Genomic DNA, 25,961 nt, shown 5'->3' with positions numbered 1-25,961 from the left:
GTCATGAAGCAACTGCCAATGCTACAAGATTTACCTTCGATGGCGATCCGCCGCCCAATTTTAATTGTGGTCCTTAATTTATTGATCATTATTGCCGGTATTGCGGCGATAGCGGGCATTGAAGTGCGTGAACTGCCCGATGTTGATAGGCCTTTTATTACTGTGTCGGCTTCTTTTCCGGGTGGTTCACCTGAAACCGTGGATTCCGAAGTGACCAGTAAGCTTGAAGGGGCCGTGGCGCGAGTCAGTGGGGTTAAGTCAATTCAGGCGCAAAGTGAAGAAGGCAATGCTCGCATTGTAGTAGAATTTCGCCCTGGCGTTGATTTAGATAATGCTGCTAACGAAACTCGCGAGTCTGTGGCGCGTGTGCAGCGCGATTTGCCAGAAGAAGTCGAACGAGTGTCGATTATTAAAGCTGATAACAATGCGGAATCAGTGGTCTCGCTTACGGTGTCTAGCAGTAGTTTACCACTTGAAGCGCTGACTGAGCGGGTTGAAATTGACTTAGCACCCCAGTTTTTAACTATTCCGGGTGTCGCTGATGTACGCTTAAACGGTGATCGTCGTCGGGTATTAAGAGTGAGAATGGATCCGCTTAAACTGGCGAGCTTTAACCTCACTGTACCTGATGTGGCTAATGTATTACGGCAAGCCCCCTTTGATGTGCCTGCGGGGAGTTTAAAATCGGACGACCAGCAAGTGATTGTGCGCGCTGATGCAACCTCTATCACTGCTGACGAAGTGGGCGATATTATTGTGCGGGATGATACTCGTATCCGCGATATTGCGGCGGTGTATTTTGGTCCTGCTGATCCTCGTTCTATGGTGCGGCTTAACGGCCAACCAGTGATCAGTTTAGAAGTGATCCGCCAAGCGCAGTCAAATACTATAGAAATCTCTGATGAAGTGCTGGCACTACTCGATAGTATGCGGGTGCGTTTTCCTGAACTTGAATTTACCCTGACCTCAGACGATGCGCAGTTTATTCGTAGCTCCGTTGATGAAGTGATTTATTCATTGATATTAACAGTCTTGCTGGTGGTAATTACCTTATGGGTGTTTATAGGGTCGTGGCGCGCAACTTTAGTACCAGCGTTTGCTATTCCTGTTGCTTTAATTGGTTCTTTGGCATTGATATGGGCGCTTGGTTTTTCGATTAATATATTGACGTTACTTGCTTTGGTCTTGGCTACAGGCTTGATTGTTGATGATGCCATTGTGGTGAGTGAAAATATTCAACGCCAGCGAGCTCTTGGATTAGGGCGGCGTGCTGCGGCTGTGGTCGGTACTCGTGAAGTATTTTTTGCGGTGGTGGCCACTACAGCCGTACTTGCTGCGGTATTTGTGCCGATTGCATTTTTACCATCGACTGCTGGTCGATTGTTTAGAGAGTTTGGTGGGGTGCTCGCGGGCGCTGTGGTGATTTCGAGTTTTGTTGCACTGTCGTTAGTGCCAGCGCTAACCTCAAAGCTCAAATTAAAACAAGGAGGAAAAGGCCATCCTTTTGCTAAATTTGGTGACTATTTAGCTGGGTTTTATCAGCGTTCAATTCGTTGGGTGCTCGACCATGCTTGGTTGACGTTTAGTGCGTGTTTATTGGCGGCGGCGGGATCGGGCGCTTTATATCTTAATCTTGAAAACGAACTGTTACCGAAAGAAGACCGAGGTAAAATCCGTATTTTTGCTCGTGGTCCGGATGGTGTTGGCCTTAACTTTATGGACCGTCAAGCCATTGCAATGGAAGATAGCTTATTACCTTATGTACAAAGCGGTGAAATAGAATCGATTTATACGGTGGTTGGCCAGTGGGATCCTAACATTGTGTTTATTACTGTGCCTTTAAAGCATTGGGATGACCGTCAATTTAGCCAGCAAGAAATTATAAATAAGATCCGTGGCCCGCTTGGCCAAATTCCGGGGGCGCCAGCTTTCCCATCGGGGTCGAATAGTTTGAATTTACGTGGTCAAGGCGGTGGTATTGAATTAGCCTTGCTAGGCCAAGATTATAAAGAGATTTTTGTTGCGGCGCAGGCCTTTGCTGAGCAAATCGAGCAAGCGATCCCTGATATTGGTAATGTACGGGTGTCTTATCAGCCATCGCAGCCTCAGTTGCGTGTAAATATTGATAGGCGACGGGCTGAAGAGTTAGGGGTTTCGCTCAGTGATATTGCTATTACTTTGCGTGCAGCTATTAATGGTGATGATGTGGCCGATCTTAATATTGGTGACCAATCAGTGCCAATTATGTTGCAAGCGCAAAATCAAACCATTCAAGATCCAAGTGATTTAGCGAATTTGTACCTTACTGCTCGCAATGGTCAATTAGTACCGCTAAGCAGTGTTGCGTTTATTAGTGAAGAAGGCGTTGCCGCTGAGCTTGAGCGCCACGCACAAAGACGCGCGATCCAACTTGATATGGAACTACCGCCTGACATGAGCATTGCCCAATTGGTTGAGCAGTTACGAACCTTGTCTTTGCAAGCCTTACCTGATGGCATCACCATGGTATTTAAAGGTGAAGCACTAACGTTTGAAGAGACCGCCAATGAAGTCCTGCTAACCTATGTGCTGGCCTTTTTAATTGTATTGTTGGTGCTTGCGGCGCAATTTGAAAGTGTTAACAGTGCGGTGGTGGTGATGATCACCGTGCCATTTGGCATTACATCAGCCATATTAGCGCTGTATTTAACGGGTACGTCGTTAAATATTTACTCTCAAATTGGTTTGGTGATGCTAATTGGTTTGATTGCTAAAAATGCGATTTTGCTGGTGGAATTTGCCGATCAACTGCGCGATAAGGGCCTTGCTGTACGTGAAGCGGTTGAGCAAGCAGCAATTGTACGTTTAAGACCCATCACCATGACGCTGGTTTCAACCCTTTTAGGCGCATTGCCATTGATATTATCGACCGGTGCGGGCGCAGAGGCACGTAATGCTATCGGGTGGGTAGTCTTTGGTGGTTTATCGCTTGCGGTACTCTTTACGTTATATTTAACACCTGTGATTTATTTAGGCTTGGCACGTTTCACTAAAGCACGGGGTGATGAAACCAAGTTATTGGCCGAGGAACTTGAACAGGTTACTTAACTTTTTGTATTACTTCTTGTATTGACCCTTAAAACGGCTACCACTTGGTAGCCGTTTTTTGCTCTTGATGAATACCGCCTTTTTGATTTTGCTCACTTTTACAAATCCCCTCTATTTTTTATAAAAGTATCGGGAGTGTTTTACCTATTTTAGATGGCGTTATCATAAGTGTTGGTTTACATGAATAAAAATAGTACCTATTATGGGGGGGGGAGTTGAACGAGCTATTTTAATGTGCTTAAACACCTTTAATGGGTATATAAAGCTGTTATGTCTCTAAACACAAACTAAACATCTTAAAAAAGGAATTTATATGAAATTTTACCCCTATAGCAATTTGAAGTCTGACAATATTAAACCGCTATTGTTTGCAGCACGATTTACCGGCCTGTTAAGTTACATATTGTTTATAGTGACTATCTTACTAGCAGTCGCTATTCCGTTCTTAGGTTCGGACGCTATTGCAAGAGACTTCGGCGGGGGAACAATGTCCTACAACACCCCAGATTTTAGTGGCGTGGCAATTATTGGCAGTATTTGGTGTATGGTTAGTGCTATCTTTTTTCTTGCATTAAGCGGTCTATGCGCAGCAGTAGTTTCGTGTGAGTACACCTACACTAAATCAGCAGACACAAAAGTTAATTAAAACCGGATAAAAAACTTGTTTGCCTTTTTTACCTTGTAGGTGCAAGCCTGCTTGCGAAGGCGAGCAAAGCTCTGCCTCTATTTTTGGCCGCGTTTAGGTAAGTATTCGTTTAGATAGCTCGGTGCTTACCCCTGCACATTTTGTTTTATGGTGGCTTTAGGTCGGGCGTTAGCTCTAAAAATTTATTTAAAATCAATGAGCGCTTCAAAATTAGCCCTTCATATACTCTATACAAGAGAAATGGCTTTGCGGTAGATAAAGAAGATGACACGTTTTTCTATATGTCGCGAAAAATAGCCTAACCGGTAAAATCGAGCTGGCTAACTTTGATACCAGCAATAATGCGATTTTTTTCGTATTGTTCACAAATAAATGGAGTTTTATAAAATATGATAAATGAAAACGATATTGAGCTTTTTCTTAAAGCGAAACGTCAGTTAAAAATAAGAAGAAATATCCTGATTTTATGCATTGTGAGCCTGATTGTTTGGATAGCGCTGCGTTTTGTTGGCATAAACCATACTTATTTAGATACTGCCGCACTGGCTGTGTTCTTTGGTGGTCTAGTTAATGCCGATGGCGGGGCTTTTTTTGCGTTTATTCCAAAATCTAAATTATTAGATATCATCGAACGGCAGATCAATAACGATCCGCAGGCGATTAAATATATTGCTGAAAAAAATAACCTTGATGTTATTTAGGTTATAGAGTGGCGTTTTAAATGCTTTTTAAACCTGTGCGGTATTTAAAGCAGGAAATATCAGGGTCAATGTTCTACATATTTAAACGGTAGAAATAGAGGTTTGCTTTGCAGCTTAGCCCCTATATGTAATGTTATGGTCCGTATGGATCAATACATTCCCAGTGTTCAGGGTCGCCAATTGGTTGGTTCACACAGACTTTGCTGCTTGGTGTAGGGTCTGAGGTAATTGGTGTAAAATTTAAAACGAAAACTGTCATTAAACTAACTATAAAACTCATAGTATTTCCTTATTAATTATAAAAAATGGGCACCCCATTTGTTTCGATAATAGGTTTTTTATTTTTTTAGGCAAGCTATTTTTCCATTTTTTTAACCCATATTTATATAAGATAAAAAAACAACCCGCACTGGCGGGTTGTTTTTATTGTCATTTTGACTGACCTAGATTGCTTCGGTAGTTAAACGATCTGAGTTGATTACCAAATGCGAACGCGTTGATCTTCTGGTAGGTATAACGCATCACCCGGTTGCACATTAAACGCTTTATACCATGCATCGTGGTTACGAGGTGCTTGCGCGCGGTATTGACCCGGTGCGTGGGTACCTGCCCGTAATTGGTTTAACATGCTTTGCTCGGTGCGTTTTTCTTTCCATACTTGTGCCCAAGCTAAGAAAAAGCGTTGGTCACCCGTTAGGCCATCAATAATTGGTGCTTCTTTGCCATTTAAGCTTAGTTGGTAAGCATGGTAAGCCATGGCTAAACCACCCACGTCGCCGATGTTTTCACCTAGGCTGTTACGGCCATTAACGAAGTTGCCCGCAATCGGTTCGTATTTACTGTATTGTGCGGCCAATTGGTCGGCTTTAGCGTCAAATGCGGCACGGTCGGCGTCTGTCCACCAGTTACGTTGCACGCCTTCGGCGTCTGATTTTGAACCTTGATCATCAAAACCGTGGCCCATTTCATGACCGATAACGGCACCAATGCCACCGTAGTTAACCGCTGCATCGGCATTTGGATCAAAAAACGGCGGTTGTAAAATAGCTGCTGGGAAGACGATTTCATTAAATGAGCTGTTGTAATAGGCGTTTACTCGTTGCGGTGTCATACCCCAACGGTTACGGTCGGTTTTTTTCAGCTCTTTGGCAATGCTTTCGGCTTGGAAAAACTCGCGCATGTTTCTCACATTACCCATTAAATCAGTTTTACTGATGTTTAAACCATCAAATGATTGCCATACGTCAGGGTAACCAATTTTTGGTACAAAGGCGGCTAGTTTTGCACGCGCATTGACTTTCGTTTCTGCGCCCATCCAATCTAGATTATCAATACGCTCGCCAAGAGCTGTGCGTAAGTTTTCAACTAATTCAGACATTTGCTGTTTTGAAGATTCAGGGAAATAACGTGCTACGTACACTTTACCAATTGCAAAACCAAGTGAGTCGGTCTCTGACATTTGGCTGATAGCACGTTTCCAGCGTGGACGTGGCTCTTGCTGACCATTTAGCTCTGTGCCATAAAACGCAAAGTTAGTTTGGAAAATTTCTTCAGATAATAATTCCGCATTACCGCTTAGTGCGTGGTAGGTTAAGTAATCTTTCCAAACACTAATGTCTTCTTGATTGATAAGGTCAATCATGGCTTTAATTGGTTCAGGCTGCGACATGTTTAGTTGTGGTACTTGGTAACCTGTCTGGGCAAAGTACACATCCCAGTTAAAACCAGGGTAGGCTGTAGCTAGTTCTGTGCGCGCAATTTGATTTAAAGTTAAATCGCGATTGCGGCGTTTTTCACGTGGCCAATGACCTTGCGCAATTTTTGTTTCAAGGGCTAAAATTGCTTTTGCACGCTCAGTGCCATTTTCGATACCCGCAAATTTAAGCATGTCGGCAATGTGGGCGACATAGGCGTCGCGTGTTTTAACAAAACGCGCTTCTTGCTCTAAATAGTACGAGCGATCGGGTAAACCTAAACCACCTGCACCTATCGACATCTCGTATTTATTAGGATCGATGCGGTTAAACCACATACCGCCACCCAATGGGGTTTTAACACCGGTTAACCATGACTGACCGAACAGTTTTGCCAAATCGTCAGCTGATGACGCGGCATTAATTTCGGTTAAAAGAGGGGTTAATGGTGTCGCTCCGAGTTTATTGAGTGTGGCTGTATCCATGTATGCGTTGTAGAAATCAGCAATCAATTGTTCTTCAGCGTTTAAGTCAGTGCGTGCGGCTATTTCTTCTATGATGAGTTTTACACGATCTTCGCTTTTATCTGCCAACGCGGTAAACGCACCATAGCGAGTTTTATCTGATGGCATTTCATAGTTGTCATACCAAGTGCCACTGGCATACATGAAAAAATCGTCGCCTGGTTTTATTGCTTCGTTACGTGCCGTTAAATCAATACCGAACGTACCAAGCTCAGCTTTTGCGGGCGCGGCCGCTTCGGCTTGTGTGGTTTTTTTAAGTTCTGTTGATTCTGGTTGTGAACAGCCAGAAATAAATACTGCAGCAAGCGCTGCAGCGATTACGTTTTTTTTCATTACGATCCCCTGAAAGAGCCTTTGATAAGGTTAGGCTTTTGTAATATTAAGTATTAGCGCTATCGATTGTTATTGATTACGTACAGCGAGACAAATGTTTTGAGGTGAATGGCTTAAACCGTCGATTAATTTAATGGCGCTCATGATCAGCAAGCATGGGGATTTTTCGATCTTATTGTGTAACAACATCGTATAAGTGATAAGTTTAAAGGAGCTTTTTATGAAATTAAGTAAACTTGAAAAGTATTTTGAAGTAGAAAAGCTGGTGTTTCATTCCCTTGAATGCGCGTTATATAACGTCAGCGCTGTCGTTGAGGGCAAAGAATACATGATCACCGATGACAGGAACGAGCGTTTAAACAGTCATAATATTTTATTATTACAACGACAATGCCAATTTGTTAAAGCAAAAAAGCAAGTGGTGCGGCAATTAAGTGCCTATGATGAAATGGTCGGTGGTCCAACTAAAATTAACAATGAAATGGAAGTTTCACTTGGTGATAATAAGCTGTATTAACCTATAGCGATTACTTGCCTGAACCGCTTTAGCTTTGGTGCTTTGGAATATTGTACTATCTACCGCTTGCGATAAAACTTATAATTAGCAGCAAAGATCCCAATTAAGATGCATACCTATGAGTACTAACGAGCCATTTGGCAATAATCCACTTCATGGCGTTAAATTAGAGCAGGTTGTTGCTGAGCTAGTTGAACAATATGGCTTTGAAATTTTACATGCGTATTTAGAACTACAATGTTTAAAAAATAATCCGAGCATTGAGTCAACCGTTAAGTTTTTACGAAAAACGGTTTGGGCAAAGGAAAAGTTTGAAAATTTTTATCTGTATCGGTTCAAAAATTTACCTAAGCCAGACGATGTTCAGTATTTATTACCGCCACGAGATCGTACTATTCCGCCAGAGCATAAACCAGGATTACCGTGCGAGTTAAGTTTTACAGAAGCTAAGCGCATTAAAGAAAAAAAGGCATTAAAAGATCAGGCGCGTATTCGTAAAAAGCGTTCAACCTCTGATAATCCTTGGGGCATTTAACCGCATTCACATTAACGCATTTTTCGGGTAAAGCTTAGCTTACATCACTGATTGTTTAACCTCGCTTGGTTACTTCTCATTCATTGCTACGCGGTACCGGATTTTTTGTTGTATTTACTGAGCTTATTTTCATTGTGAAATAATAATAAGCTCAGTATTATTGCCACCCTAAATGAATGATTCATTTACTCTCACACTGACAAAGGACTGACTGTGCATCAAGACACTGAACTGACGACTCGTTTTATTACCTCTTCTGTCCCGGTAAAAATGTTTATTACTCACGGATTTTTATTACATGGCCTCTCAATTGTTTTCACATTGCTGGTCCATGGACTCACTTTACCTTTCATGCAAGATTTAACCGGAGGCTTATTTTCAGCTGTCGTGTTTGCAGGTTTACTTAGTTTTATGATTCAAATGACTACGGTGGTAACTGTATTACTTTTTATGGCGTTTATTTATGTTAATGTTAAAAAAGTGAAAATGACCTCGGTTTTTTTATTTACCGTTTACCCTCCGGTTATGCTGCTGTTTTCAGCGTCAGGGGCTGTTTCTTCTAGTTTTGTTTTTTTAGTAGCATGGTGCGCTGTGGTTGTGGTGATGGTGCTGCATTATCAGCGATTTAAACGTCAAGAAAGGCTGGTGAGCCTGTCAATAACAGACTGATAAAACATTACTTGTCAGTAATGGGGCGAGTACAGCTTGTTGCTTCCAGATTTTTTTAACGCTATGCTGATTTACCTGCCCACAAAAGAGTGTAATTAATGCGCCAAATACAATTGCATGATCCCCGTTTTACGCTTATTCCAGCCCAAGCTCATGATGAAGATTATTTATTAGCGTTACGTTTGGCTACTATGGTGCCGCATCTTGAAAATGCAGGGATTTTTTTATCTCCTGATGAGCATCTAACGCGTTTACACGATCATTATCATTGTTCTTATCTGATATATTGTGATGCCACTTGTTTGGGTACTATTAAATATCGTTTCAATGACAAAGTGTTTGAGATTATGCAGTTACAAATACACCCTGAGCATCAAGGCCAAGGATTTGGCAGCACTATTTTAAAACAAGTATTGCTAGCAAACACATCTAAAACAGTGAATTTAACCGTTTTAAAATCAAATCCTGCGTATCAATTATATTGCCGAATGGGCTTTAACTTAATTGGTGAAGACGAGCATGAGTACCATATGCGGTTTAATTTTGCTCCTGAATTAGAGCAAAGCTGTTAAACCTAAGCGTGTTTAGCTGCTTTTGCGGGTGGCTATATTAATCAAACAGCCAGTTTAGCGCTGCTGTTTTATCTTCAAAGTATTTTGCTTCGCCACGAATAAACCAATTGGCTATTTTAGCCATGATTTCTTGCCAAGATTTATGGCCATAAATGGCGACTTTACCAAAATCATTATTATGTTTTAAGCCAAGCTTTAAATCATCCCAAGCTGCACGTAATTCCCAACCAGTCAGTTCATCGGCATCAATCAACACATTTACTTTAGGGTGTTCTAGGCCGCAAATAGCGCTTTCGATAATGGGAATAATTCGGGTGTAATCTTCGTGAGTGAGAGTGCCAATAATTTTCAATGACAGAAAAAGCGTATCGCCGTGGCGTTCTAGGCCAATATTTAATCCGTGAGTAATTCGAGACATAGATAAGCACCTTGGATTTGAAAGAGAATAGGATCCTATCATAGCCAGTTGGGTGTTGTTTGATCTGACGCAGGTTTTTATGTGGTTTTACAAACAAAAAATCGGCTAAAAAGCCGATTTTTATTAATTGAAAGCTGCGCTTAGTAGGTTGCGCTGCCCTTAGTGCGTGGGAAGGCAATTACATCTCGTACGTTGCCCATACCCGTTACATACGCCACTAAACGCTCAAATCCTAGGCCGAAACCTGAATGCGGCACTGTGCCGTATTTACGTAAGTCACGGTACCAAGAATAGTCTTCTTTGTTTAAGCCCATTTCTTCTAAACGTGCATCAAGAATATCTAAACGTTCTTCACGTTGTGAACCACCGATGATTTCGCCAATGCCTGGTGCAACAACGTCCATTGCAGCCACTGTTTTGCCATCTTCATTTTGGCGCATGTAGAATGCTTTAATGTCTTTAGGGTAGTTTTTAATAACCACTGGAGACTCAAAATGTACTTCGGCTAAGTAACGCTCGTGCTCAGATTGTAAATCGACACCCCATTCAACCGCGAATTCAAATTTCTTACCGCAGTTTTTAAGGATTTCGATTGCCTCTGTGTAGTCAACTTGTGCAAAGTCTTTTTCTACAAAGCTTTCAAGACGCGAAATAGCTGTTTTTTCAACTCGCTCGGCAAAAAACTCCATGTCATCACGACGCTCAGCAAGCACTGCTGAGAAAACGTATTTCAGCATGTCTTCAGCTAATTTTGCGATGTCGTTTAAATCAGCAAACGCAACTTCTGGTTCAACCATCCAAAACTCAGCAAGGTGACGTGAAGTATTTGAGTTCTCGGCACGGAATGTTGGGCCGAAGGTATAAATGTTCGACATCGCAGAGCAATACGTTTCGCCGTTTAATTGGCCTGATACTGTTAGGAATGCTTCTTTACCGAAGAAGTCTTCACTGTAATCAATATTGCCTTTGTCATCGCGCGGTAAGTTTTGCATATCTAAGGTTGATACACGAAACATTTCACCTGCGCCTTCACAGTCACTGGCTGTGATGATTGGGGTGCTGATCCAGAAAAAGCCACGCTCATGGTAAAAGCGGTGAATAGCTTGCGCTAAACAGTTACGAACGCGTGTTACGGCACCAATCATGTTGGTACGTGGGCGTAAATGGGCGTGCTCACGTAAATATTCAATGCTGTGACGTTTTGCCGCCATTGGATAAGTATCAGGGTTTTCTACCATACCAACGATGTTTACTTCGTCAGCTTGGATTTCGAATGATTGACCTTGACCTTCTGAACGAACTAATTTGCCGGTTACTTCAACTGAACAACCTGCTGTTAAAGTGGTAACGTCATTATAATTATTAAGTGAATTAGGCACTACAGCTTGAATAGGGTCAAAACAAGAACCGTCATGAACGGCTAAGAAAGAAATACCTGCTTTTGAGTCGCGACGAGTACGGATCCAGCCTTTAACTGTGACCTGACTATCGACTGCAACTGCGCCTTTTAATAGCTGTGCTATTGCTGAATGGCTCATTTTCACTCCAATGATTAACGTTGCCTGTACTATTTACAACAATACGAATGTGCAAATTAAATAATTTTACTTAAGCGTGCCTAAGCGATGGGAGAGCTATCTTACCTTTGAATTTACCAGAAAAAAACACTTTAAACGCTTTTCAAACATTAATGCTTGTATTTTAGACAGTTCTGCGTTTTTATAATGTGTAGTTACCGTGATGATAAGAAGTGAATAACGTGCACGAGCGTAGGAAAAGTCCTGATGTTTTTATCAGAATCGTGTGGGGATTTAATATTACGGCTTGGCTAGTATTTTTAGCAGCATTAATCTTGTTTCATTACGCGCGGCCAGAAATTGAATTTGGTATTATTCGTTATTTCGATTTATCAGTGCGCGAAGGGTGGTTGCGTACACCCAAGGAAGTGTTACTGACTTTATTATATCTATGCGTCGGCTTATCATTGTTAACCATTGTATTGAATCGCTTTCGTGCAAGGCGACAAAGTGATAGTCTTAAAGTTAATTTAATCACTTTGTTGATTATTTCCCTTTCTTTTCTTTTAGTTGTCAGTTTATAACATGAAACAAGTTTTTATATTACGAGGCTTACCTGGCAGTGGTAAAAGCCATTACGCACAACAATTATGCCAAGAGTTAGTTAATGGCGATGAAAACCAATTTTTGATTTGTTCAACCGATGATTATTTCTATCAACAAGGCGGTTATCATTTTGATAAGTTTAAATTACCTGAGTATCACAGTTTAAATTTGTCTCGTTTTGTTCGTGCGCTTGGTCAAGAAGTACCATTAGTGATAGTTGATAATACCAATATCAAAAAGTGGGAATTCCTCCCTTATCTTGAGGTCGCTCATGCGTTAGGTTATCAAGTAAAGGAAGTGATTGTAGGCGATATTAAAGATAAGTCGATGCAGCATTTATACAGTCAGCGCAATAGTCACAATGTGGCGCTTAAAACCATAAGTAAAATGGCTTATATGTTTGAATGGTAAAAGAGTGAACAGTATTCACTCTTTTTATTGTTGAATAAGCCCACATTACTAATTCAACTTAGGCTTTACCTTATTTATCAGTCAAAACCTCTGGATACCGTGTCAATACTTCAAAAATTGCATGCCCTAATTGTTTAATATTGTCAGGCGTACTGATATAGGGTGGCATAAGGTAAATTAAACGACCAAAGGGTCTGATCCAAACACCATATTCAATAAAGCGCTGTTGAATGACAGCTACATCAACAGGATAAGTGACTTCAACCACTCCAATGGCTCCCAATATTCTGACATTAACCACATTGCTTAGTGTTTGGCACGGCAATAAAGCATCTTTTAATGCTTGATTTAACATGGAGACTTGGTGTTGCCAATTGTTTTGGTGTAATAGATCAATACTGGCGCAAGCAACTGCGCAGGCTAGGGGGTTTCCCATAAAAGTAGGACCATGCATCAATACACCCGCTTCGCCTTCGCTGATCCCTATTGCAATCTTATTGGTAGTCAATGTTGCAGAAAGTGTCATGTAGCCGCCCGTTAGCGCTTTACCAATACACATAATATCCGGGCTTATTTTGGCATGCTCAACCGCAAATAAAGACCCTGTGCGACCAAAGCCAGTGGCAATTTCATCACAAATCAGCAGTAAATCAAACTCATCACACAGTGAGCGGACAGCTTTTAAATACTCAGGGTGATAGAAATTCATCCCTCCTGCATTTTGCACGATAGGCTCAATGATAAACGCAGCGACTTCATGGTGATGACGAACAAAGTAATCGCGTAAAATGAGCGATTCTTGCTGATCAAACTCTTCAAAAAAACCACTTTTAGGTGCTGGCACAAACACATGTTGAGGTAAAAAACCTTGATACATGCTGTGCATTGAATTAATCGGGTCGCATACACTCATGGCCGCAAAGGTATCACCGTGATAGCCCTTATTAGGGGTCATTAGTTTACTTTTGCCTTTAATGCCTTGGCTGAGCCAATATTGCAACGCCATTTTAATAGCGACTTCAACACTCACTGATCCGCTATCAGCTAAAAATACCTTTTGCAGTGGCTCTGGTGTCATTGCAACTAATTTTTTGCACAGCTCAACCGCAGGCACATGAGTTAAACCGCCAAACATGATATGACTCATGCTTGCCAATTGCTGAGTGACAGCATCATTCAAACGAGGGTGATTATAGCCATGCACTGCGCTCCACCATGAAGCCATACCATCGGTGAGTTTTTCCCCGCTTTGCAAGTAAATAAAGTTACCTTCGGCATGACTGACAGGGTAGACAGGTAAAGGGTTTGTCATTGACGTGTAAGGATGCCAAATGTGATTTTTATCAAATTCAACATCAATTGGTTGTTTATTGTTCATATGTAAACTTTAGGTGCACTAGCTGTGTTGACAATTATCGTTTGCGCCTTAGACTACCCAATAAGTGCGATAGAGACAAACTAAAAGAGAACACTATGCAACACGCCATCGTCCGCCATGATTGGACAATTAGCCAAGTTAAAGAATTATTCGAACAACCATTTAACGATTTATTATTTCAAGCTGCGTCAGTACACCGTCAAAACTTCAAACCGAATGAAGTTCAAATTTCGACCTTGTTATCGATTAAAACCGGTGCTTGCCCGGAAGATTGTAAATATTGCCCGCAATCAGGCCATTACAAGACTGATCTTGAACGTGAGCGTTTAATGGAAGTAGAAAAGGTGATTGAGCAAGCTAAATTAGCTAAAGATAAAGGCGCAACCCGTTTTTGTATGGGCGCTGCATGGTCTGATCCGAAAGATCGCGATATGCCTTATATCGAACAAATGGTGAAAGGCGTTAAAGAATTAGGGCTTGAAACTTGTATGACCCTTGGCATGCTTGATAACCACAAAGCGCATGCGCTAAAAAGTGCAGGCCTTGATTATTACAATCATAACCTTGATACCTCAGCCGAATATTATGAGCAAATTATTACGACACGTACTTATCAAGACCGTTTAGATACCATTGATCATGTTCGTGATGCCGGAATGAAAGTATGCTCAGGTGGTATCGTCGGTATGGGCGAAGAAGCAAAAGATCGCTTTGGTTTACTTATGAGCTTGGCTAATTTACCTCAACAACCAGAAAGTGTGCCAATTAACATGTTGGTTAAAGTAAAAGGCACACCGCTTGAGAACGTTGAAGATCTTGAGCATTTTGATTTTATCCGCACCATCGCTGTTGCGCGTATTATGATGCCAAAAAGTTATGTACGTCTTTCTGCAGGTCGCACAGCAATGAACGAACAGATGCAATCGATGTGTTTCTTTGCCGGTGCTAACTCGATTTTTTACGGTGATAAATTACTGACTACTGAAAACCCTGAAGCCGATGCTGATATGCAATTGTTGAAAAAATTGGGCATGAAGCCAGAAACGCATCAAGATTATTCTGATGAAGCCTACGAGGCGTCGTTATCTTCGGCAATTGCCGATAAAGAAACGGCAGGGCTTTTTTACGAAGCACGCTAATGCCCTTTGAGTATATTGCGACTGCTTTAGCTGAACGACAAAAAAATGCGCTCCTTCGGGAGCGTATTTTAATCGAATCATCCACCGCCACAACAATTACAGTCGCAGGGCGGTCTTATCTTAATTTTGCCAGTAATGACTATTTGGGTCTTGCTGCATCACCACAAAAACGAATTGCCTGTGGATTACTTGGTAGTAAAAGTTCCGCTCTGGTAACCGGTTATCATCACAGCCATGCAATGCTTGAATCTGAGTTATGTCACGCGTTGGGCTTTGAAGCGTGCATGCTTTTTACCAGCGGTTTTTGCGCCAATAGCAGTGTGCTTAAAACCTTAATGTCTGAGCCTGATAGTGAAATATTTCAAGATAAGCTCAATCATGCCAGCTTAATTGATGGCGGCTTAGCGGCTAAAGCGACAATGTCTCGGTTTCATCACAATGATATCGCGCATTTGCAGGCTAAATTAAAAAAATCGACAGCAACCCACAAGCTCATTGTAAGCGAAGGGGTGTTTTCGATGGATGGCGATTTAGCACCAATCGATGCACTGGCCAATCTTGCTAATGAATATAATGCGTGGCTAATGATTGATGATGCCCACGGATTCGGTGTGCTTGGCGATAAAGGGTTTGGTAGCTGTTTTGTTAATAACACTGTGACTCGCCCGCAGTTATTAATTATTACATTTGGTAAGGCGCTTGGTTCGTCAGGAGCGGCATTATTATGCAGCACTGCCGTAAAAGATTTTATGCTGCAATTTAATCGTGATTATATTTATTCAACCTCGATGTCACCTATGGTGGCTGAGGCGACTTTAGACGCACTTAACACTCTTTTTTCTGCTGATAACCAAAGAGCGCAACTACAAGCCAATATTGCTTTTTTTCAGGCAAGCGCGAAACAGGCGGGTTTAAATGTTATGCATTCCAATACAGCCATTCAACCTTTGGTGATTGGTGATGCTGATGCCACTTTAAAGGTGAGTCAACAGCTTAAAACCGCTGGTTTTTGGGTGGGGGCTATTCGCCCGCCTACAGTGCCTGTTAATACCGCACGTCTGAGGATCACTTTAACAGCTGCGCATAGTGAAGATCAGATCACTGCGTTAATTGATGAGTTGAAAAAATTGTTATGAGTGTCGTTTCAGGTAGTACCACGCATTTTAAACGAGTCAGTGCACAAAAATTTTCTAATGCAGCGAAGCAATATCAAGAGTTTGCCTTGGTTCAACAACAAAGTGCGCAAGCATTAATTTCGCACATAACGCCTGTGGGAGATGGGATCTGCTTAGATCTAGGGGCAGGCCCTGGGGTTAATGTCTCGGCTTTAAAGCAACACTTTAAACAGGTTGTGGCATTGGATTTAAGCTCTGATATGTTGGCGCAAATCGAAGATTCGCTGGTGGATTTTAAATGCTGTGCGGATATGGACGCATTGCCTTTTTCCGCCAATAGCTTTGATGCGATTTTTAGTAACTTTTCGAGCCAATGGTCAGCGGATTTTCCTGCATTATTAGTGCAATTAAACCAGATATTGAAGCCAGGCGGTCGGCTATATTTAACTAATGTACTCGATGGCTCTTTAGCTGAAATTGCACAGGCTTGGCATGCCATCGATAACCAAAAACATATCAATAATTTTATATCTTTTGATATGTTTGAAGCCAGTGCAAAACTAAGCGCTTTTAAAAGCCATCGCGTATACCTTGAGCGCCATCAACAGGAGTTTGATAGTGCGCTTGCGGCATTTAAATCAATCAAAGCCATTGGCGCCAATACTAAAATGGCGCAACAACCGACGGGTTTATTAGGCAAAAAAGCCTTTCAAACCGTCTTATCTGCTTATCCACACCAGCAAGGCACGTTTTATGTAAGCTATTATGTTGGTTATATGGTACTTGAAAAATGAATTCTTTTTTTATCACCGGCACTGATACAGAGGTCGGCAAAACATACATCACAAGTTTATTACTTAAATTAATTGGGCAATACCAACACAAAGCATTAGGGTTTAAACCCATTGCAGCTGGGGCTGAAATGGCATTTGATCAGTTGGTAAACGAAGATGCATTAACACTGCTTGAAAGTAGTAATGTGAATGCCCCTTATGCGTTGGTTAACCCTTTTGTGTTCAAAGAGCCGATAGCTCCACACATTGCAGCTCAATTAAACAATACAACAATCAATGTTACGGGTTTAAGCGCGGCTTATCGTGCTATTAAAGCAATCGACAGTGATTATTTGCTCGTGGAAGGCGCTGGAGGTTGGGCACTACCAATCAATAACGAAGAATATTTGTATGATTTTGTGGTTAAAGAGCGCTTACCGGTGATTTTAGTGGTGGGGATGAAGCTAGGTTGTTTAAATCATGCGTTGTTAACGGCTGCTCATATGCAGCAGTTGGGCGTCAATTGTATTGGTTGGATAGCCAATCATGTTGATTCGGCTATGCTAATGCAACAAGAAAACATTAATAGTTTAAAACAACGTTTGCCTATGCCTTTGTTGGCGATTGCACCTTTTAATAACGAAAAGCCAACATTGCAAATCTATGACAGTTTAATTACACAATTAGGGTTAAAAAATCGATAGGTTTAAACGGCATTAACTCATTGTTTATATAAAATTTATTTTCATTCCTAGATGCTTATTTCGCTTGAGTCGTGCAACGTGCTGTTGCACACTTATCACATGGTAACTGTATTGGAGCGCTGAGGTAGCGAATGACATTTTGTAACAATTAATCGTGTATAAAGCACTTGTTTGTTTACTGAAAATCCCAATATTTAAGTTCAAGTGTAGTTTTTAATAAAAGCCTGTGACTGTGGGTTCTAACAGTTAATGTACTTTAATGAGGTTTATATGAAACGTATTGTATTGTTTTTAATTACCAATCTAGCTGTAATGTTAGTGCTTGGTATTGTGTTGTCGGTATTGATGAGCGTGTTTGGCATCGATAATCGCAGTTTAGGCGGTATTTTAATGATATCGACCGTGTTTGGTTTTGGTGGCTCGTTTATTTCGCTTTACATGTCTAAATGGATGGCTAAAAAATCAACGGGTGCGCATGTAATTGAACATCCACGTAATGAAACTGAAAAGTGGCTTGTTGATACGGTTGCTGCACAAGCCAAAAAAGCCAATATCAAAATGCCAGAAGTGGCAATTTATGACAGCCCAGAAATGAACGCATTTGCAACAGGCCCAAGCAAAAACAATTCGTTAGTTGCAGTGAGCACCGGTTTGCTGCGCAGTATGAGCGCCGATGAAGCTGAAGCGGTACTTGCACACGAAGTATCTCATATTGCTAATGGTGACATGGTGACCCTCACGCTTATCCAAGGTGTGGTGAATACCTTTGTTATCTTTATTTCTAAAGTGCTTGCTGGAATTGTAGATAATTTCTTAAATAGTAACTCTGAAGAAGAAAATACAGGTCCATCGTGGACGTATTTCATTTTTGATATGATTTTCCAAATAGTATTTGGAATTTTAGCGTCGGTAGTTGTGGCGTACTTTAGCCGTAAACGTGAATTTGCTGCCGATAAAGGCGCAGCTGATCTCGTTGGTGCACATAAAATGCGTGCCGCACTTGAGCGCTTACAAGCAAACCACCCTTCACAATTACAAGGTTCTATGATGGCCTTTGGTATTGCATCAGGTAAAGGGTTAGCTGATTTCTTCTCATCGCACCCGCCACTTGAAGAGCGTATTAACGCATTGCGCTAATTGTTTAAGCTTAATAATAAATACACAAAGAAAAAGCGCTGTTAACACAGCGCTTTTTAGTTTCAGAAACAGATCCATTTGGAATAGGTGATCACCTACCCATTATTTATAGTGGAAGTTCTGTTTTGTTCCAGTTAATTCTACAAATTATTTATGATTGGTTTTGTTCTGCGCGGGCTAGTGCATTAGGTAACAACACTTCAACTACTTCTTGTGCATTAATGGTGTAGCGTGTACCACCAAACATTACGGATGTACGTTCATTAAGGCTTGTGATCCCGGTTAATGTCCAGCCTTCACCTCGGGTGGGGCAATAAACAGTGGTAGTAGGGGGGATCACTTTAAAGCTTTCTGTCATGTTTTACTCCAATTTATAAAATCAATCGATAAGGTGTCGGGTGCTACTCAATAATGCTTTGACCTGTTACCATACAAGCCCGCTTATTTTGTTGCTTCGGAGTTTGTATCAATTCTAAAACACAGCCAAGTTTTATCACTGAACGTTTAAGACTCAAACCACTAAGCTACCGAGACGCTCCTGCATTGCTCGAGATACTATCACACCCCTTAGTAGGTAAATACAATGACATACCTACCTTTATTGATTTCGCCGATTTTAAGTCTTATCTACAAAGTGATTTAGATCTTTGGTATCAAGAAGAAGGAGGCCGTTGGTCTATTGAATACAATAAAAAGGTGATTGGTTCATGTGGTATTTACAACTACGCACATGATATTAATCAAGGTGAAATAGGCTTTGAATTACATCCTGATTATTGGCAATTAGGCTTAATGGCTGAAGCATTAGCAGCTTTGCTAGATTATTACCGCTCAGCTAATTCAATGCCAAGACTGATGACTCTCGTCGCAAGGTGTCATAAAGATAATACCGCCAGTTTAAAACTACTTAACAAACTGAAATTCATTAAATCAGAAAATGAAATTATATCCTATCAGCTAAAATTGTAATTAATTTAAAAGAACACATCATACCAAAATGTTGAAAGAAGTAATTCGTAAATACTGAGTAATAAAATAATAGAAGTTAACAAAAGAAAGGTTGCTCACTAGAGCAACCTTTTTAAGAGAGATTAAATAAGGCGGTGGGGGACTTGCTTTAACCAACTTAGCTCATCGGCATGTTGGCCTGTTTGAATCGCTGAATACAAGGCATATAATTTTTGTGTAGTTGGGCCAATTTCACCATTACCCACTTTGATTTTAGTGCCATCTTCAAAAATATAATGACCTACAGCAGAAACCACAGCTGCAGTTCCAAAACCACCGGCTTCAACAATTTCACCCGCTTCAATGTCAGCAATAAACTTTTCAAGGTAAACCGTTTCTTGACGAATTTCGCAGCCAAGTAATTGACCAAGCGCTAACACCGATTGTGAGGTGATTGATTTTAAGATGGTATCTGTAAATTCAGGAATGATGATAGTGCCATCTTTTAGCACATGAAAATGATTCATCGCGCCCGCTTCTTCAATGCGTTGATTGGTTGAATCAAGATACAGTACTTGTACCGCGCCTTTTTCTTTTGCAGCTATGCCTGCACGTAACGAGGCAGCATAATTTCCCGCAGCTTTTGCACTGCCTGTGCCACCTGATACCGCACGGTGGTATTTTTTAGAAATTAATAATGAAATTGCATTATTATTTCCTTCTGGGTAATACGCACCACTTGGACTTAACATCACGCAAAAAGTATAATTTTGGCTGCTACGAACCGAGATATTATCTTCGGTTGCAAATAAAAATGGGCGAATATACAAACATGCGCCATCTTGGCGTGGAAACCACAAACGCTCTACATCAATTAAGGCTTCAATGGCTTGCATTTGCATGTCAGTGGGGACTTCTGGCATACACATAATTTTTGCTGATTCATTTAAGCGCTCAGTATTCTTGGCTAAACGGAACGTATAAATTTCATCATCGTTATGTAAAAACGCTTTAGCACCTTCAAAAATAGCTTGGCCGTAATGCAAAGCCATAGCGCCGGGTGAAATAGGAATAGGACCATAAGGAATAATCCGTGGGTTTATCCACTGACCATTATCATAATCCATTAAAAACATATGGTCGGTACGAATACGTCCAAACCCGATATTATCTTGCGGTGTAAAAGGTTCACTTCGTCTTTGTGACAGCGATTTTAGTTGGTATTTAATTTCCACAGCGACTTGCCCGATATGATGTTGCACAATGTTAGATGAGGGATGCCTAATAAATCGTGTTAGGCAAAACAGAATGTAAGCAACTTATTAATGATTGCGAGCATAATGAATTCCTTTTGGGTTAATTGCAATTATCAGGCATAAAAAATATCTCAGACCAAGCCCGATTTCATTTACAGCAAAGCCGTTTTAGCATTAGCAATGGGGTGAGACTTACGGTAAAATTGAGCCCATTTTTATAGATTAAGTCACAATTCGTAATTGGACGGAGGATACTCTTATCATTAGTACAGCTAATATCACCATGCAATTTGGTGCTAAGCCTTTATTTGAAAATATTTCAGTTAAATTTGGTGAAGGTAACCGTTATGGTTTAATCGGCGCAAATGGCTGTGGTAAATCGACTTTCATGAAGATTTTAAGCGGCGAGCTTGAACCATCACAAGGCAATGTCAGTACTGATCCTAACGAGCGTGTGGCAAAACTAAACCAAGATCAGTTCGCGTATGAGCAATATACAGTTATTGATACTGTGATCATGGGCCATAAAGAACTGTGGAAAGTAAAACAAGAACGTGACCGTATTTATTCATTGCCAGAAATGAGCGAAGAAGATGGCATGCGTGTTGCTGATCTTGAAAGTGAATTTGCTGAAATGGACGGTTACTCTGCCGAATCTAAAGCAGGTGAACTGTTATTAGGCGTAGGTATTGATGTGGCCCAGCACTATGGCTTAATGTCTGAAATTGCACCGGGCTGGAAACTTCGCGTATTACTTGCACAAGTATTGTTTGCTGAACCAGACATCATGCTACTTGATGAGCCGACTAATAACTTGGACATTTATGCGATTAAATGGTTAGAAGACATACTTAACCAACGTAATTGCACCATGATTATTATTTCCCATGACCGTCATTTCTTAAATTCAGTGTGTACTCACATGGCTGATATTGATTATAACGACTTGCGTTTATATGCCGGTAATTACGATGAATACATGACTGCAGCGACTCAAGCGCGCGAACGTTTAATTTCAGATAATGCGAAGAAAAAAGCACAAATTACTGAATTACAGCAATTCGTATCGCGTTTCTCTGCTAATGCATCAAAAGCAAAACAGGCAACCTCCCGTGCAAAACAAATTGATAAAATTCAATTAAGCGAAGTAAAAGCGTCTAGCCGTCAAAATCCGTTTATTCGTTTTGTGCAAGAAAAACAATTATTCCGTAATGCTTTAGAGCTTGAAAGTTTAAGCCAAGGTTTTGATACAACGTTATTTTCAAATCTTAATGGTTTAGTTGAAGTAGGCGAGCGTATTGCCATTATCGGTGAAAATGGTGCGGGTAAAACCACATTACTTAATACCTTAGCGGGTAAATTAGCACCAAAGTCAGGCTCATTTAAATGGTCTGAAAATGCCAATATTGGTTATTATGCCCAAGATCATGCTCATGACTTTGAAAAAGACCAGACGCTATTTCAGTGGATGGAGCAATGGCAACAACCAGGTGATGACGAGCAAGTTGTGCGTGGTTTCTTAGGCCGTTTACTGTTTTCACAAAACGACATTACCAAGTCAGTTAAGGTCATTTCTGGTGGTGAGCAAGGTCGCATGCTATTTGGTAAGTTAATGATGCACAAGCATAATATCTTACTAATGGATGAGCCGACCAATCACATGGACATGGAATCAATTGAATCTCTCAATACCGCACTTGAACATTTTGAAGGCACGTTGTTTTTCGTATCACATGACCGTCAATTTGTATCATCAATCGCAACGCGTGTATGGGAAATCAAAGATGGTAAAATCATCGATTTCCAAGGTACTTACGAAGAATATTTAGCTTCGCAAGTCGTTTAACGATTCTAAATCAATAAAAAGCCATGCTCATGCATGGCTTTTTTGTTGCAATGCTTAGACTAACACCTATTGCGATGTATAATGCGCACCTAACCCTAAGTATCGAATTCTTAACCCCAAAAAAATCTGAGGAATATTTATGACTGTTGGCATTATCATGGGATCAAAATCAGACTGGCCTACCATGGAACATGCGGCGCAAATGCTTGAGCGTTTTGGCATCGCATACGAAACTAAAGTTGTTTCGGCGCACCGTACTCCTCAATTATTAGCAGAATATGCATCAACAGCAGCAGAGCGCGGCATCAAAGTGATTATCGCAGGCGCAGGCGGCGCAGCGCATTTACCGGGTATGGCAGCTGCATTTACTAGCTTGCCTGTACTAGGTGTACCAGTAAAATCAAAAGCGCTAAATGGTATCGACTCTTTATTATCAATTTGCCAAATGCCAAAAGGTGTCGCAGTAGGGACTCTTGCAATAGGTGAGCCGGGCGCAGCAAATGCAGGTTTATTAGCGGCGCAAATTCTGGGCTGTCAACAACCTGAAATTTTTGCCAAAATCGAAGCATTTCGCAAAGAACAAACAGAATCAGTATTAGCAAACCCAGATCCAGCGATTTAATATGAACATATTAGTATTAGGTGCGGGCCAACTAGCACGCATGATGAGTTTAGAAGGCGCGCCGCTAAATTTAAATGTGCGGGCTTTTGATGTTGGCAGCCAAAAAATTGTCCATCCTCTAACACTTACAGAATTTGATCAAACCCTTGAGCAAGCTATTGCGTTTGTTGATGTGATCACCGCAGAGTTTGAACACATTCCTGATGATGTGTTAGCGCTTTGTTGTGCGAGCGGTAAGTTTTACCCAGGTAAAGCAGCGATAAAAGCCGGTGGCGATCGCAGCATTGAAAAAGCCTTACTTGATAAAGCCAATGTGCCGTCTGCGCCATATCAGTTAATTACTGAAAAAGCGCATTTTGTCGCCGCAGCACACGCGCTTGGTTTACCTTTGGTGATCAAAACCTGCCAAGCTGGCTACGATGGCAAAGGTCAATGGCGCTTAAAATCACTTGATAAGCTTGATGCTATTTGGCTTGAAATGGCCGAATTTTTAGCACGTGGTACTGCTGATTTTCCACACTCGATTATCGCTGAAAAAATGATCCCCTTTGATCGTGAAGTGTCAGTCATTGGAGCGCGCAATAAACAAGGTGAATTTGCGATTTACCCTGTTACTGAAAACCAACATACCAACGGGGTACTGACACTTTCATTAGCCGGTTTTGTTGATGCAACAGTGCAAAATCAAGCCATTGACGCGTTTAAAAAACTCACCGCTGAAATGGATTATGTGGGTGTGATGGCGATTGAATTTTTTGATGTTGCAGGCCAATTAATGGTGAATGAAATTGCACCTCGGGTTCATAACTCAGGCCATTGGACACAGCAAGGCACTGCATGTAGCCAATTTGAAAATCATCTTCGTGCTGTGGCAGGTTTACCTTTAGGTAATACTGAGCTGCAAAAGCCAAGTGTGATGATCAATGTGCTCGGTCAGGCTCAAATCAACTCAGAGGTTTTAAGCATTGCTGATGTGAAAAGTCATTGGTATGGTAAAAATCAAAAACCAGGCCGTAAAATGGGTCATATTAACGTCTCAGCGGCAACGGCAACAGAACTTGCAAACAAGCTTAATGTGCTTGCAACTCTGTTACCGGAGCACGATTATCCGGGTGTCAAAGCCACGGCCGATCGCTTACTCAATCAGTAATAAAAGCCGAGCTTAGCTCGGCTTTTTTATGGTCAATACACTATGCACATCAATCAACTGTTTTGTAAAAAGTTAGCTTACCTTTTTTTAATGTTGTTTTGCTTAATCCCGTTTATTGGCTCAGGAACAGCATTAATTCTTGGCTTTTTATTCAGTGTATTTATTGGTAACCCTTTTACAAAACAAGCCAGCCAGTTAAGTAAATGGACGTTGAAATGCGCAGTAATTGGGCTAGGGTTTTCGGTTGATATTAATCAAGTGCTTGAAGTAGGGCGCAGTTCAATTGTACTCACCCTAGTGAGCATCACCGCGATTATTGGCCTGGGTGAAATTCTTGCGCAGTGGTTTAAAGTGGCACGTAATACCGGGTTACTGATTTCTTTTGGCACCGCTATTTGTGGCGGTTCAGCCATTGCGGCAATGGCTCCTGTCATCAAAGCAAAAGATGAAGAGATAGCCGTGGCTTTGGCCATTGTTTTTTCACTCAATGCTTTGGCTTTATTTATTTTTCCGGCGGTTGGCCATTATTTAAATTTAACTGAGCAGCAATTTGCTTATTGGGCCGCGCTTGCCATTCATGATACCAGCACAGTAGTTGCTGCATCAGCCAGTTTTGGGGCGGCGGCAGTCACACTTGCAACCACCATAAAATTAACCCGTGCAATGTGGATTATCCCCTACACAGCCATTGCTGGGGTATTTTGGAAATCGGAAGAAAAAGCGAGTATTCCACTTTTTATTGTTGGTTTTGTGCTGGCAGCGCTCATTAATAGCACATGGCCAGAGCATCAGGCTGTGTGGCAAATGCTCAGCACAGGCGCTAAACAAGTTTTGGTGATGACTTTATTTTTGATTGGTTCAGGTATGACGCTTAGCACACTTAAACAGGTTGGCCCTAAACCATTTTTAATGGCATTGATTTTATGGTGCATTGTCAGTAGTCTGATTTTGTTTATGGTTTTAGATGGTTTAATTTAGTTTGATGATACAACAATGATGAATGCAACAAGCCAACACGAAAAAATACAATTAGAGCACCAAGCTGCAGCGCTTTTTATGAAGCTTTATGAGCGAAATACTAATATAAGAATGCGCCATATTTGGCATAACGAACCAAACAAACCCGATGTGAGTTGCTATCGTGAAGATAAAAAACTCGATTTAGAAATTGCCCATTTATATGGTTCAGAAACAGAAGCAATGGCGATTTTAGGGCGAGAGATCTCGCTTGAAATGCAACAAGAGCTTGCCCAAATGATGCAAGAACCTAGTGAACTTAGACTTCAAACCGCCTTGCAGCGCTTATTGCATAATAAAGCCCAAAAACGTTATCAAAGTGATAATGTCTGGCTGGTGATCCGCAACGCCAGTTTGTTGTGGCAAGCAGAAGATATTATATCGATTAAACACGCACTCTACATTCCGGATTCTCATCCATTTGAACAAATATGGTTAGTGGGTGACTTTCATGGTGAATCTGGATTAGTACAATTATTTTAAATTTGTTGTCTGAAAATTGAACTAATTTATAGCGTTAAATGTCTACTCTACTGAACATGTGATTGTGTTCATTTCTCCAATTTTTGTTAGTGTAGCGTATTGGGCCAGTATTAACTGGCCTTTTTTTATCCTCTAGAGACCAATAGACAAATATCTGTGCTCA

At 41.1% G+C, this 25,961-nt stretch carries 26 protein-coding genes; 19 read left to right on the top strand and 7 right to left on the bottom strand.

Translation table 11 applies throughout. The features are described from left to right. Positions 1-3 precede the first annotated feature (3 nt). The 3 genes from AC3KZC_RS08710 (at position 4) to AC3KZC_RS08700 (ending at position 4,434) form a co-directional block, all read left to right on the top strand. Positions 4-3,087, top strand: coding sequence for an efflux RND transporter permease subunit (locus AC3KZC_RS08710; RefSeq protein WP_490577399.1), 3,084 nt, complete (start codon positions 4-6; stop codon positions 3,085-3,087). A 313-nt stretch (positions 3,088-3,400) separates the two neighbouring features. Continuing rightward, positions 3,401-3,733, top strand: a complete 333-nt coding sequence (locus AC3KZC_RS08705) for a hypothetical protein (RefSeq protein ID WP_490577398.1) — start codon at positions 3,401-3,403, stop codon at positions 3,731-3,733. Positions 3,734-4,122: 389 nt separating this feature from the next. Continuing rightward, positions 4,123-4,434 (top strand): hypothetical protein, encoded by a 312-nt coding sequence (locus AC3KZC_RS08700; protein ID WP_490577397.1) that lies wholly within the window; start codon positions 4,123-4,125, stop codon positions 4,432-4,434. A 133-nt stretch (positions 4,435-4,567) separates the two neighbouring features. On the opposite strand, the gene AC3KZC_RS08695 is transcribed toward AC3KZC_RS08700, so the two are convergent. Next, a complete protein-coding gene (locus AC3KZC_RS08695; protein WP_490577396.1) occupies positions 4,568-4,714 on the bottom strand; it encodes a hypothetical protein in 147 nt (48 codons plus the stop codon). Positions 4,715-4,912: 198 nt separating this feature from the next. Next, positions 4,913-6,985 (bottom strand): M13 family metallopeptidase, encoded by a 2,073-nt coding sequence (locus tag AC3KZC_RS08690; protein ID WP_490577395.1) that lies wholly within the window; start codon positions 6,983-6,985, stop codon positions 4,913-4,915. Positions 6,986-7,205: 220 nt separating this feature from the next. Here AC3KZC_RS08690 and AC3KZC_RS08685 point away from each other — a divergent pair, with 220 nt between their 5' ends. The 4 genes from AC3KZC_RS08685 to AC3KZC_RS08670 all read left to right on the top strand — a co-directional run bounded on the left by AC3KZC_RS08685 (position 7,206) and on the right by AC3KZC_RS08670 (position 9,278). Next, complete coding sequence (locus tag AC3KZC_RS08685) at positions 7,206-7,502, top strand: DUF6482 family protein (protein ID WP_490577394.1); 297 nt, start codon at positions 7,206-7,208, stop codon at positions 7,500-7,502. Between the two features lie 118 nt (positions 7,503-7,620). Then, on the top strand, positions 7,621-8,037 hold the full coding sequence (locus AC3KZC_RS08680; protein ID WP_490577393.1) for a VF530 family protein: 417 nt from the start codon (positions 7,621-7,623) through the stop codon (positions 8,035-8,037). A 213-nt stretch (positions 8,038-8,250) separates the two neighbouring features. Next, positions 8,251-8,706: a hypothetical protein gene (locus tag AC3KZC_RS08675; RefSeq protein WP_490577392.1), complete on the top strand. Its 456-nt coding sequence runs from the start codon at positions 8,251-8,253 to the stop codon at positions 8,704-8,706. A 98-nt stretch (positions 8,707-8,804) separates the two neighbouring features. After that, a complete protein-coding gene (locus AC3KZC_RS08670; protein WP_490577391.1) occupies positions 8,805-9,278 on the top strand; it encodes a GNAT family N-acetyltransferase in 474 nt (157 codons plus the stop codon). A gap of 37 nt (positions 9,279-9,315) precedes the next feature. Here AC3KZC_RS08670 and AC3KZC_RS08665 read toward each other — a convergent pair whose 3' ends face one another. Both AC3KZC_RS08665 and asnS read right to left on the bottom strand, forming a co-directional pair. Then, complete coding sequence (locus tag AC3KZC_RS08665; protein WP_490577390.1) at positions 9,316-9,696, bottom strand: SpoIIAA family protein; 381 nt, start codon at positions 9,694-9,696, stop codon at positions 9,316-9,318. Positions 9,697-9,836: 140 nt separating this feature from the next. Further along, positions 9,837-11,234: an asparagine--tRNA ligase gene (asnS, locus tag AC3KZC_RS08660; protein WP_490577389.1), complete on the bottom strand. Its 1,398-nt coding sequence runs from the start codon at positions 11,232-11,234 to the stop codon at positions 9,837-9,839. 564 nt (positions 11,235-11,798) lie between these two features. Here asnS and AC3KZC_RS08655 point away from each other — a divergent pair. Beyond that, the gene (locus AC3KZC_RS08655; RefSeq protein ID WP_490577387.1) at positions 11,799-12,230 is read left to right on the top strand and encodes an AAA family ATPase; all 432 of its coding nucleotides are present in this window, start codon (positions 11,799-11,801) and stop codon (positions 12,228-12,230) included. A 70-nt stretch (positions 12,231-12,300) separates the two neighbouring features. Here AC3KZC_RS08655 and bioA read toward each other — a convergent pair whose 3' ends face one another. Beyond that, on the bottom strand, positions 12,301-13,608 hold the full coding sequence (gene bioA / locus AC3KZC_RS08650; protein WP_490577386.1) for an adenosylmethionine--8-amino-7-oxononanoate transaminase: 1,308 nt from the start codon (positions 13,606-13,608) through the stop codon (positions 12,301-12,303). A gap of 95 nt (positions 13,609-13,703) precedes the next feature. Between bioA and bioB the strand changes: the two genes are divergently transcribed. From bioB to htpX, 5 genes are all read left to right on the top strand, one after another. Then, a complete protein-coding gene (gene bioB, locus AC3KZC_RS08645; protein WP_490577385.1) occupies positions 13,704-14,747 on the top strand; it encodes a biotin synthase BioB in 1,044 nt (347 codons plus the stop codon). Beyond that, positions 14,747-15,883, top strand: a complete 1,137-nt coding sequence (locus tag AC3KZC_RS08640; protein ID WP_490577384.1) for an aminotransferase class I/II-fold pyridoxal phosphate-dependent enzyme — start codon at positions 14,747-14,749, stop codon at positions 15,881-15,883. Before bioB ends, AC3KZC_RS08640 begins: the two co-directional genes overlap by 1 nt. Further along, entirely contained in the window at positions 15,880-16,656 is a 777-nt protein-coding gene (locus AC3KZC_RS08635) for a methyltransferase domain-containing protein (protein WP_490577383.1), read from the top strand. The genes AC3KZC_RS08640 and AC3KZC_RS08635 overlap by 4 nt, the downstream gene beginning before the upstream one ends. Further along, positions 16,653-17,339, top strand: coding sequence for a dethiobiotin synthase (gene bioD / locus AC3KZC_RS08630; protein WP_490577382.1), 687 nt, complete (start codon positions 16,653-16,655; stop codon positions 17,337-17,339). The genes AC3KZC_RS08635 and bioD overlap by 4 nt, the downstream gene beginning before the upstream one ends. Before the next feature lie 270 nt (positions 17,340-17,609). Continuing rightward, positions 17,610-18,476 carry a protease HtpX gene (gene htpX / locus AC3KZC_RS08625; protein ID WP_490577381.1) on the top strand — a complete coding sequence of 289 codons (867 nt, stop codon included), beginning with the start codon at positions 17,610-17,612 and terminating at the stop codon, positions 18,474-18,476. A gap of 151 nt (positions 18,477-18,627) precedes the next feature. On the opposite strand, the gene AC3KZC_RS08620 is transcribed toward htpX, so the two are convergent. After that, a complete protein-coding gene (locus AC3KZC_RS08620; protein ID WP_490577380.1) occupies positions 18,628-18,834 on the bottom strand; it encodes a hypothetical protein in 207 nt (68 codons plus the stop codon). 71 nt (positions 18,835-18,905) lie between these two features. Here AC3KZC_RS08620 and AC3KZC_RS08615 point away from each other — a divergent pair, with 71 nt between their 5' ends. Beyond that, positions 18,906-19,445: a GNAT family N-acetyltransferase gene (locus AC3KZC_RS08615; RefSeq protein WP_490577504.1), complete on the top strand. Its 540-nt coding sequence runs from the start codon at positions 18,906-18,908 to the stop codon at positions 19,443-19,445. Between the two features lie 122 nt (positions 19,446-19,567). On the opposite strand, the gene AC3KZC_RS08610 is transcribed toward AC3KZC_RS08615, so the two are convergent. Further along, the gene (locus AC3KZC_RS08610; protein WP_490577379.1) at positions 19,568-20,659 is read right to left on the bottom strand and encodes a branched-chain amino acid aminotransferase; all 1,092 of its coding nucleotides are present in this window, start codon (positions 20,657-20,659) and stop codon (positions 19,568-19,570) included. Between the two features lie 280 nt (positions 20,660-20,939). Between AC3KZC_RS08610 and AC3KZC_RS08605 the strand changes: the two genes are divergently transcribed. The 5 genes from AC3KZC_RS08605 to AC3KZC_RS08585 all read left to right on the top strand — a co-directional run bounded on the left by AC3KZC_RS08605 (position 20,940) and on the right by AC3KZC_RS08585 (position 25,798). Further along, positions 20,940-22,526 carry an ABC-F family ATPase gene (locus AC3KZC_RS08605; RefSeq protein ID WP_490577503.1) on the top strand — a complete coding sequence of 529 codons (1,587 nt, stop codon included), beginning with the start codon at positions 20,940-20,942 and terminating at the stop codon, positions 22,524-22,526. Between the two features lie 139 nt (positions 22,527-22,665). Next, positions 22,666-23,148: a 5-(carboxyamino)imidazole ribonucleotide mutase gene (gene purE, locus AC3KZC_RS08600; protein WP_490577378.1), complete on the top strand. Its 483-nt coding sequence runs from the start codon at positions 22,666-22,668 to the stop codon at positions 23,146-23,148. A gap of 1 nt (position 23,149) precedes the next feature. Continuing rightward, positions 23,150-24,298: a 5-(carboxyamino)imidazole ribonucleotide synthase gene (locus AC3KZC_RS08595; protein ID WP_490577377.1), complete on the top strand. Its 1,149-nt coding sequence runs from the start codon at positions 23,150-23,152 to the stop codon at positions 24,296-24,298. Positions 24,299-24,340: 42 nt separating this feature from the next. After that, complete coding sequence (locus tag AC3KZC_RS08590; RefSeq protein WP_490577376.1) at positions 24,341-25,276, top strand: YeiH family protein; 936 nt, start codon at positions 24,341-24,343, stop codon at positions 25,274-25,276. 18 nt (positions 25,277-25,294) lie between these two features. Next, positions 25,295-25,798 carry a hypothetical protein gene (locus AC3KZC_RS08585; protein ID WP_490577502.1) on the top strand — a complete coding sequence of 168 codons (504 nt, stop codon included), beginning with the start codon at positions 25,295-25,297 and terminating at the stop codon, positions 25,796-25,798. The last annotated feature ends 163 nt before the right edge of the window (positions 25,799-25,961 follow it).

The organism is Pseudoalteromonas sp. J2K-J031 (genome assembly GCF_058197095.2).
The sequence above is the reverse complement of the archived record's forward strand: the minus strand, read 5'-3'. Positions and strand labels throughout refer to the sequence as shown.

Bases quoted from the DNA above. Each gene is read 5' to 3' on its own strand.
- AC3KZC_RS08665 (WP_490577390.1), bottom strand. From the start codon at position 9,696: ATGTCTCGAATTACTCACGGATTAAATATTGGCCTAGAACGCCACGGC.
- purE (WP_490577378.1), top strand. From the start codon at position 22,666: ATGACTGTTGGCATTATCATGGGATCAAAATCAGACTGGCCTACCATG.
- AC3KZC_RS08695 (WP_490577396.1), bottom strand. From the start codon at position 4,714: ATGAGTTTTATAGTTAGTTTAATGACAGTTTTCGTTTTAAATTTTACA.
- AC3KZC_RS08655 (WP_490577387.1), top strand. From the start codon at position 11,799: ATGAAACAAGTTTTTATATTACGAGGCTTACCTGGCAGTGGTAAAAGC.
- AC3KZC_RS08585 (WP_490577502.1), top strand. From the start codon at position 25,295: ATGAATGCAACAAGCCAACACGAAAAAATACAATTAGAGCACCAAGCT.
- AC3KZC_RS08710 (WP_490577399.1), top strand. From the start codon at position 4: ATGAAGCAACTGCCAATGCTACAAGATTTACCTTCGATGGCGATCCGC.
- AC3KZC_RS08590 (WP_490577376.1), top strand. From the start codon at position 24,341: ATGCACATCAATCAACTGTTTTGTAAAAAGTTAGCTTACCTTTTTTTA.
- bioB (WP_490577385.1), top strand. From the start codon at position 13,704: ATGCAACACGCCATCGTCCGCCATGATTGGACAATTAGCCAAGTTAAA.
- AC3KZC_RS08620 (WP_490577380.1), bottom strand. From the start codon at position 18,834: ATGACAGAAAGCTTTAAAGTGATCCCCCCTACTACCACTGTTTATTGC.
- AC3KZC_RS08595 (WP_490577377.1), top strand. From the start codon at position 23,150: ATGAACATATTAGTATTAGGTGCGGGCCAACTAGCACGCATGATGAGT.
- AC3KZC_RS08700 (WP_490577397.1), top strand. From the start codon at position 4,123: ATGATAAATGAAAACGATATTGAGCTTTTTCTTAAAGCGAAACGTCAG.
- bioD (WP_490577382.1), top strand. From the start codon at position 16,653: ATGAATTCTTTTTTTATCACCGGCACTGATACAGAGGTCGGCAAAACA.
- AC3KZC_RS08670 (WP_490577391.1), top strand. From the start codon at position 8,805: ATGCGCCAAATACAATTGCATGATCCCCGTTTTACGCTTATTCCAGCC.
- AC3KZC_RS08635 (WP_490577383.1), top strand. From the start codon at position 15,880: ATGAGTGTCGTTTCAGGTAGTACCACGCATTTTAAACGAGTCAGTGCA.
- AC3KZC_RS08705 (WP_490577398.1), top strand. From the start codon at position 3,401: ATGAAATTTTACCCCTATAGCAATTTGAAGTCTGACAATATTAAACCG.
- AC3KZC_RS08640 (WP_490577384.1), top strand. From the start codon at position 14,747: ATGCCCTTTGAGTATATTGCGACTGCTTTAGCTGAACGACAAAAAAAT.
- bioA (WP_490577386.1), bottom strand. From the start codon at position 13,608: ATGAACAATAAACAACCAATTGATGTTGAATTTGATAAAAATCACATT.
- AC3KZC_RS08680 (WP_490577393.1), top strand. From the start codon at position 7,621: ATGAGTACTAACGAGCCATTTGGCAATAATCCACTTCATGGCGTTAAA.
- asnS (WP_490577389.1), bottom strand. From the start codon at position 11,234: ATGAGCCATTCAGCAATAGCACAGCTATTAAAAGGCGCAGTTGCAGTC.
- AC3KZC_RS08685 (WP_490577394.1), top strand. From the start codon at position 7,206: ATGAAATTAAGTAAACTTGAAAAGTATTTTGAAGTAGAAAAGCTGGTG.
- htpX (WP_490577381.1), top strand. From the start codon at position 17,610: ATGAAACGTATTGTATTGTTTTTAATTACCAATCTAGCTGTAATGTTA.
- AC3KZC_RS08690 (WP_490577395.1), bottom strand. From the start codon at position 6,985: ATGAAAAAAAACGTAATCGCTGCAGCGCTTGCTGCAGTATTTATTTCT.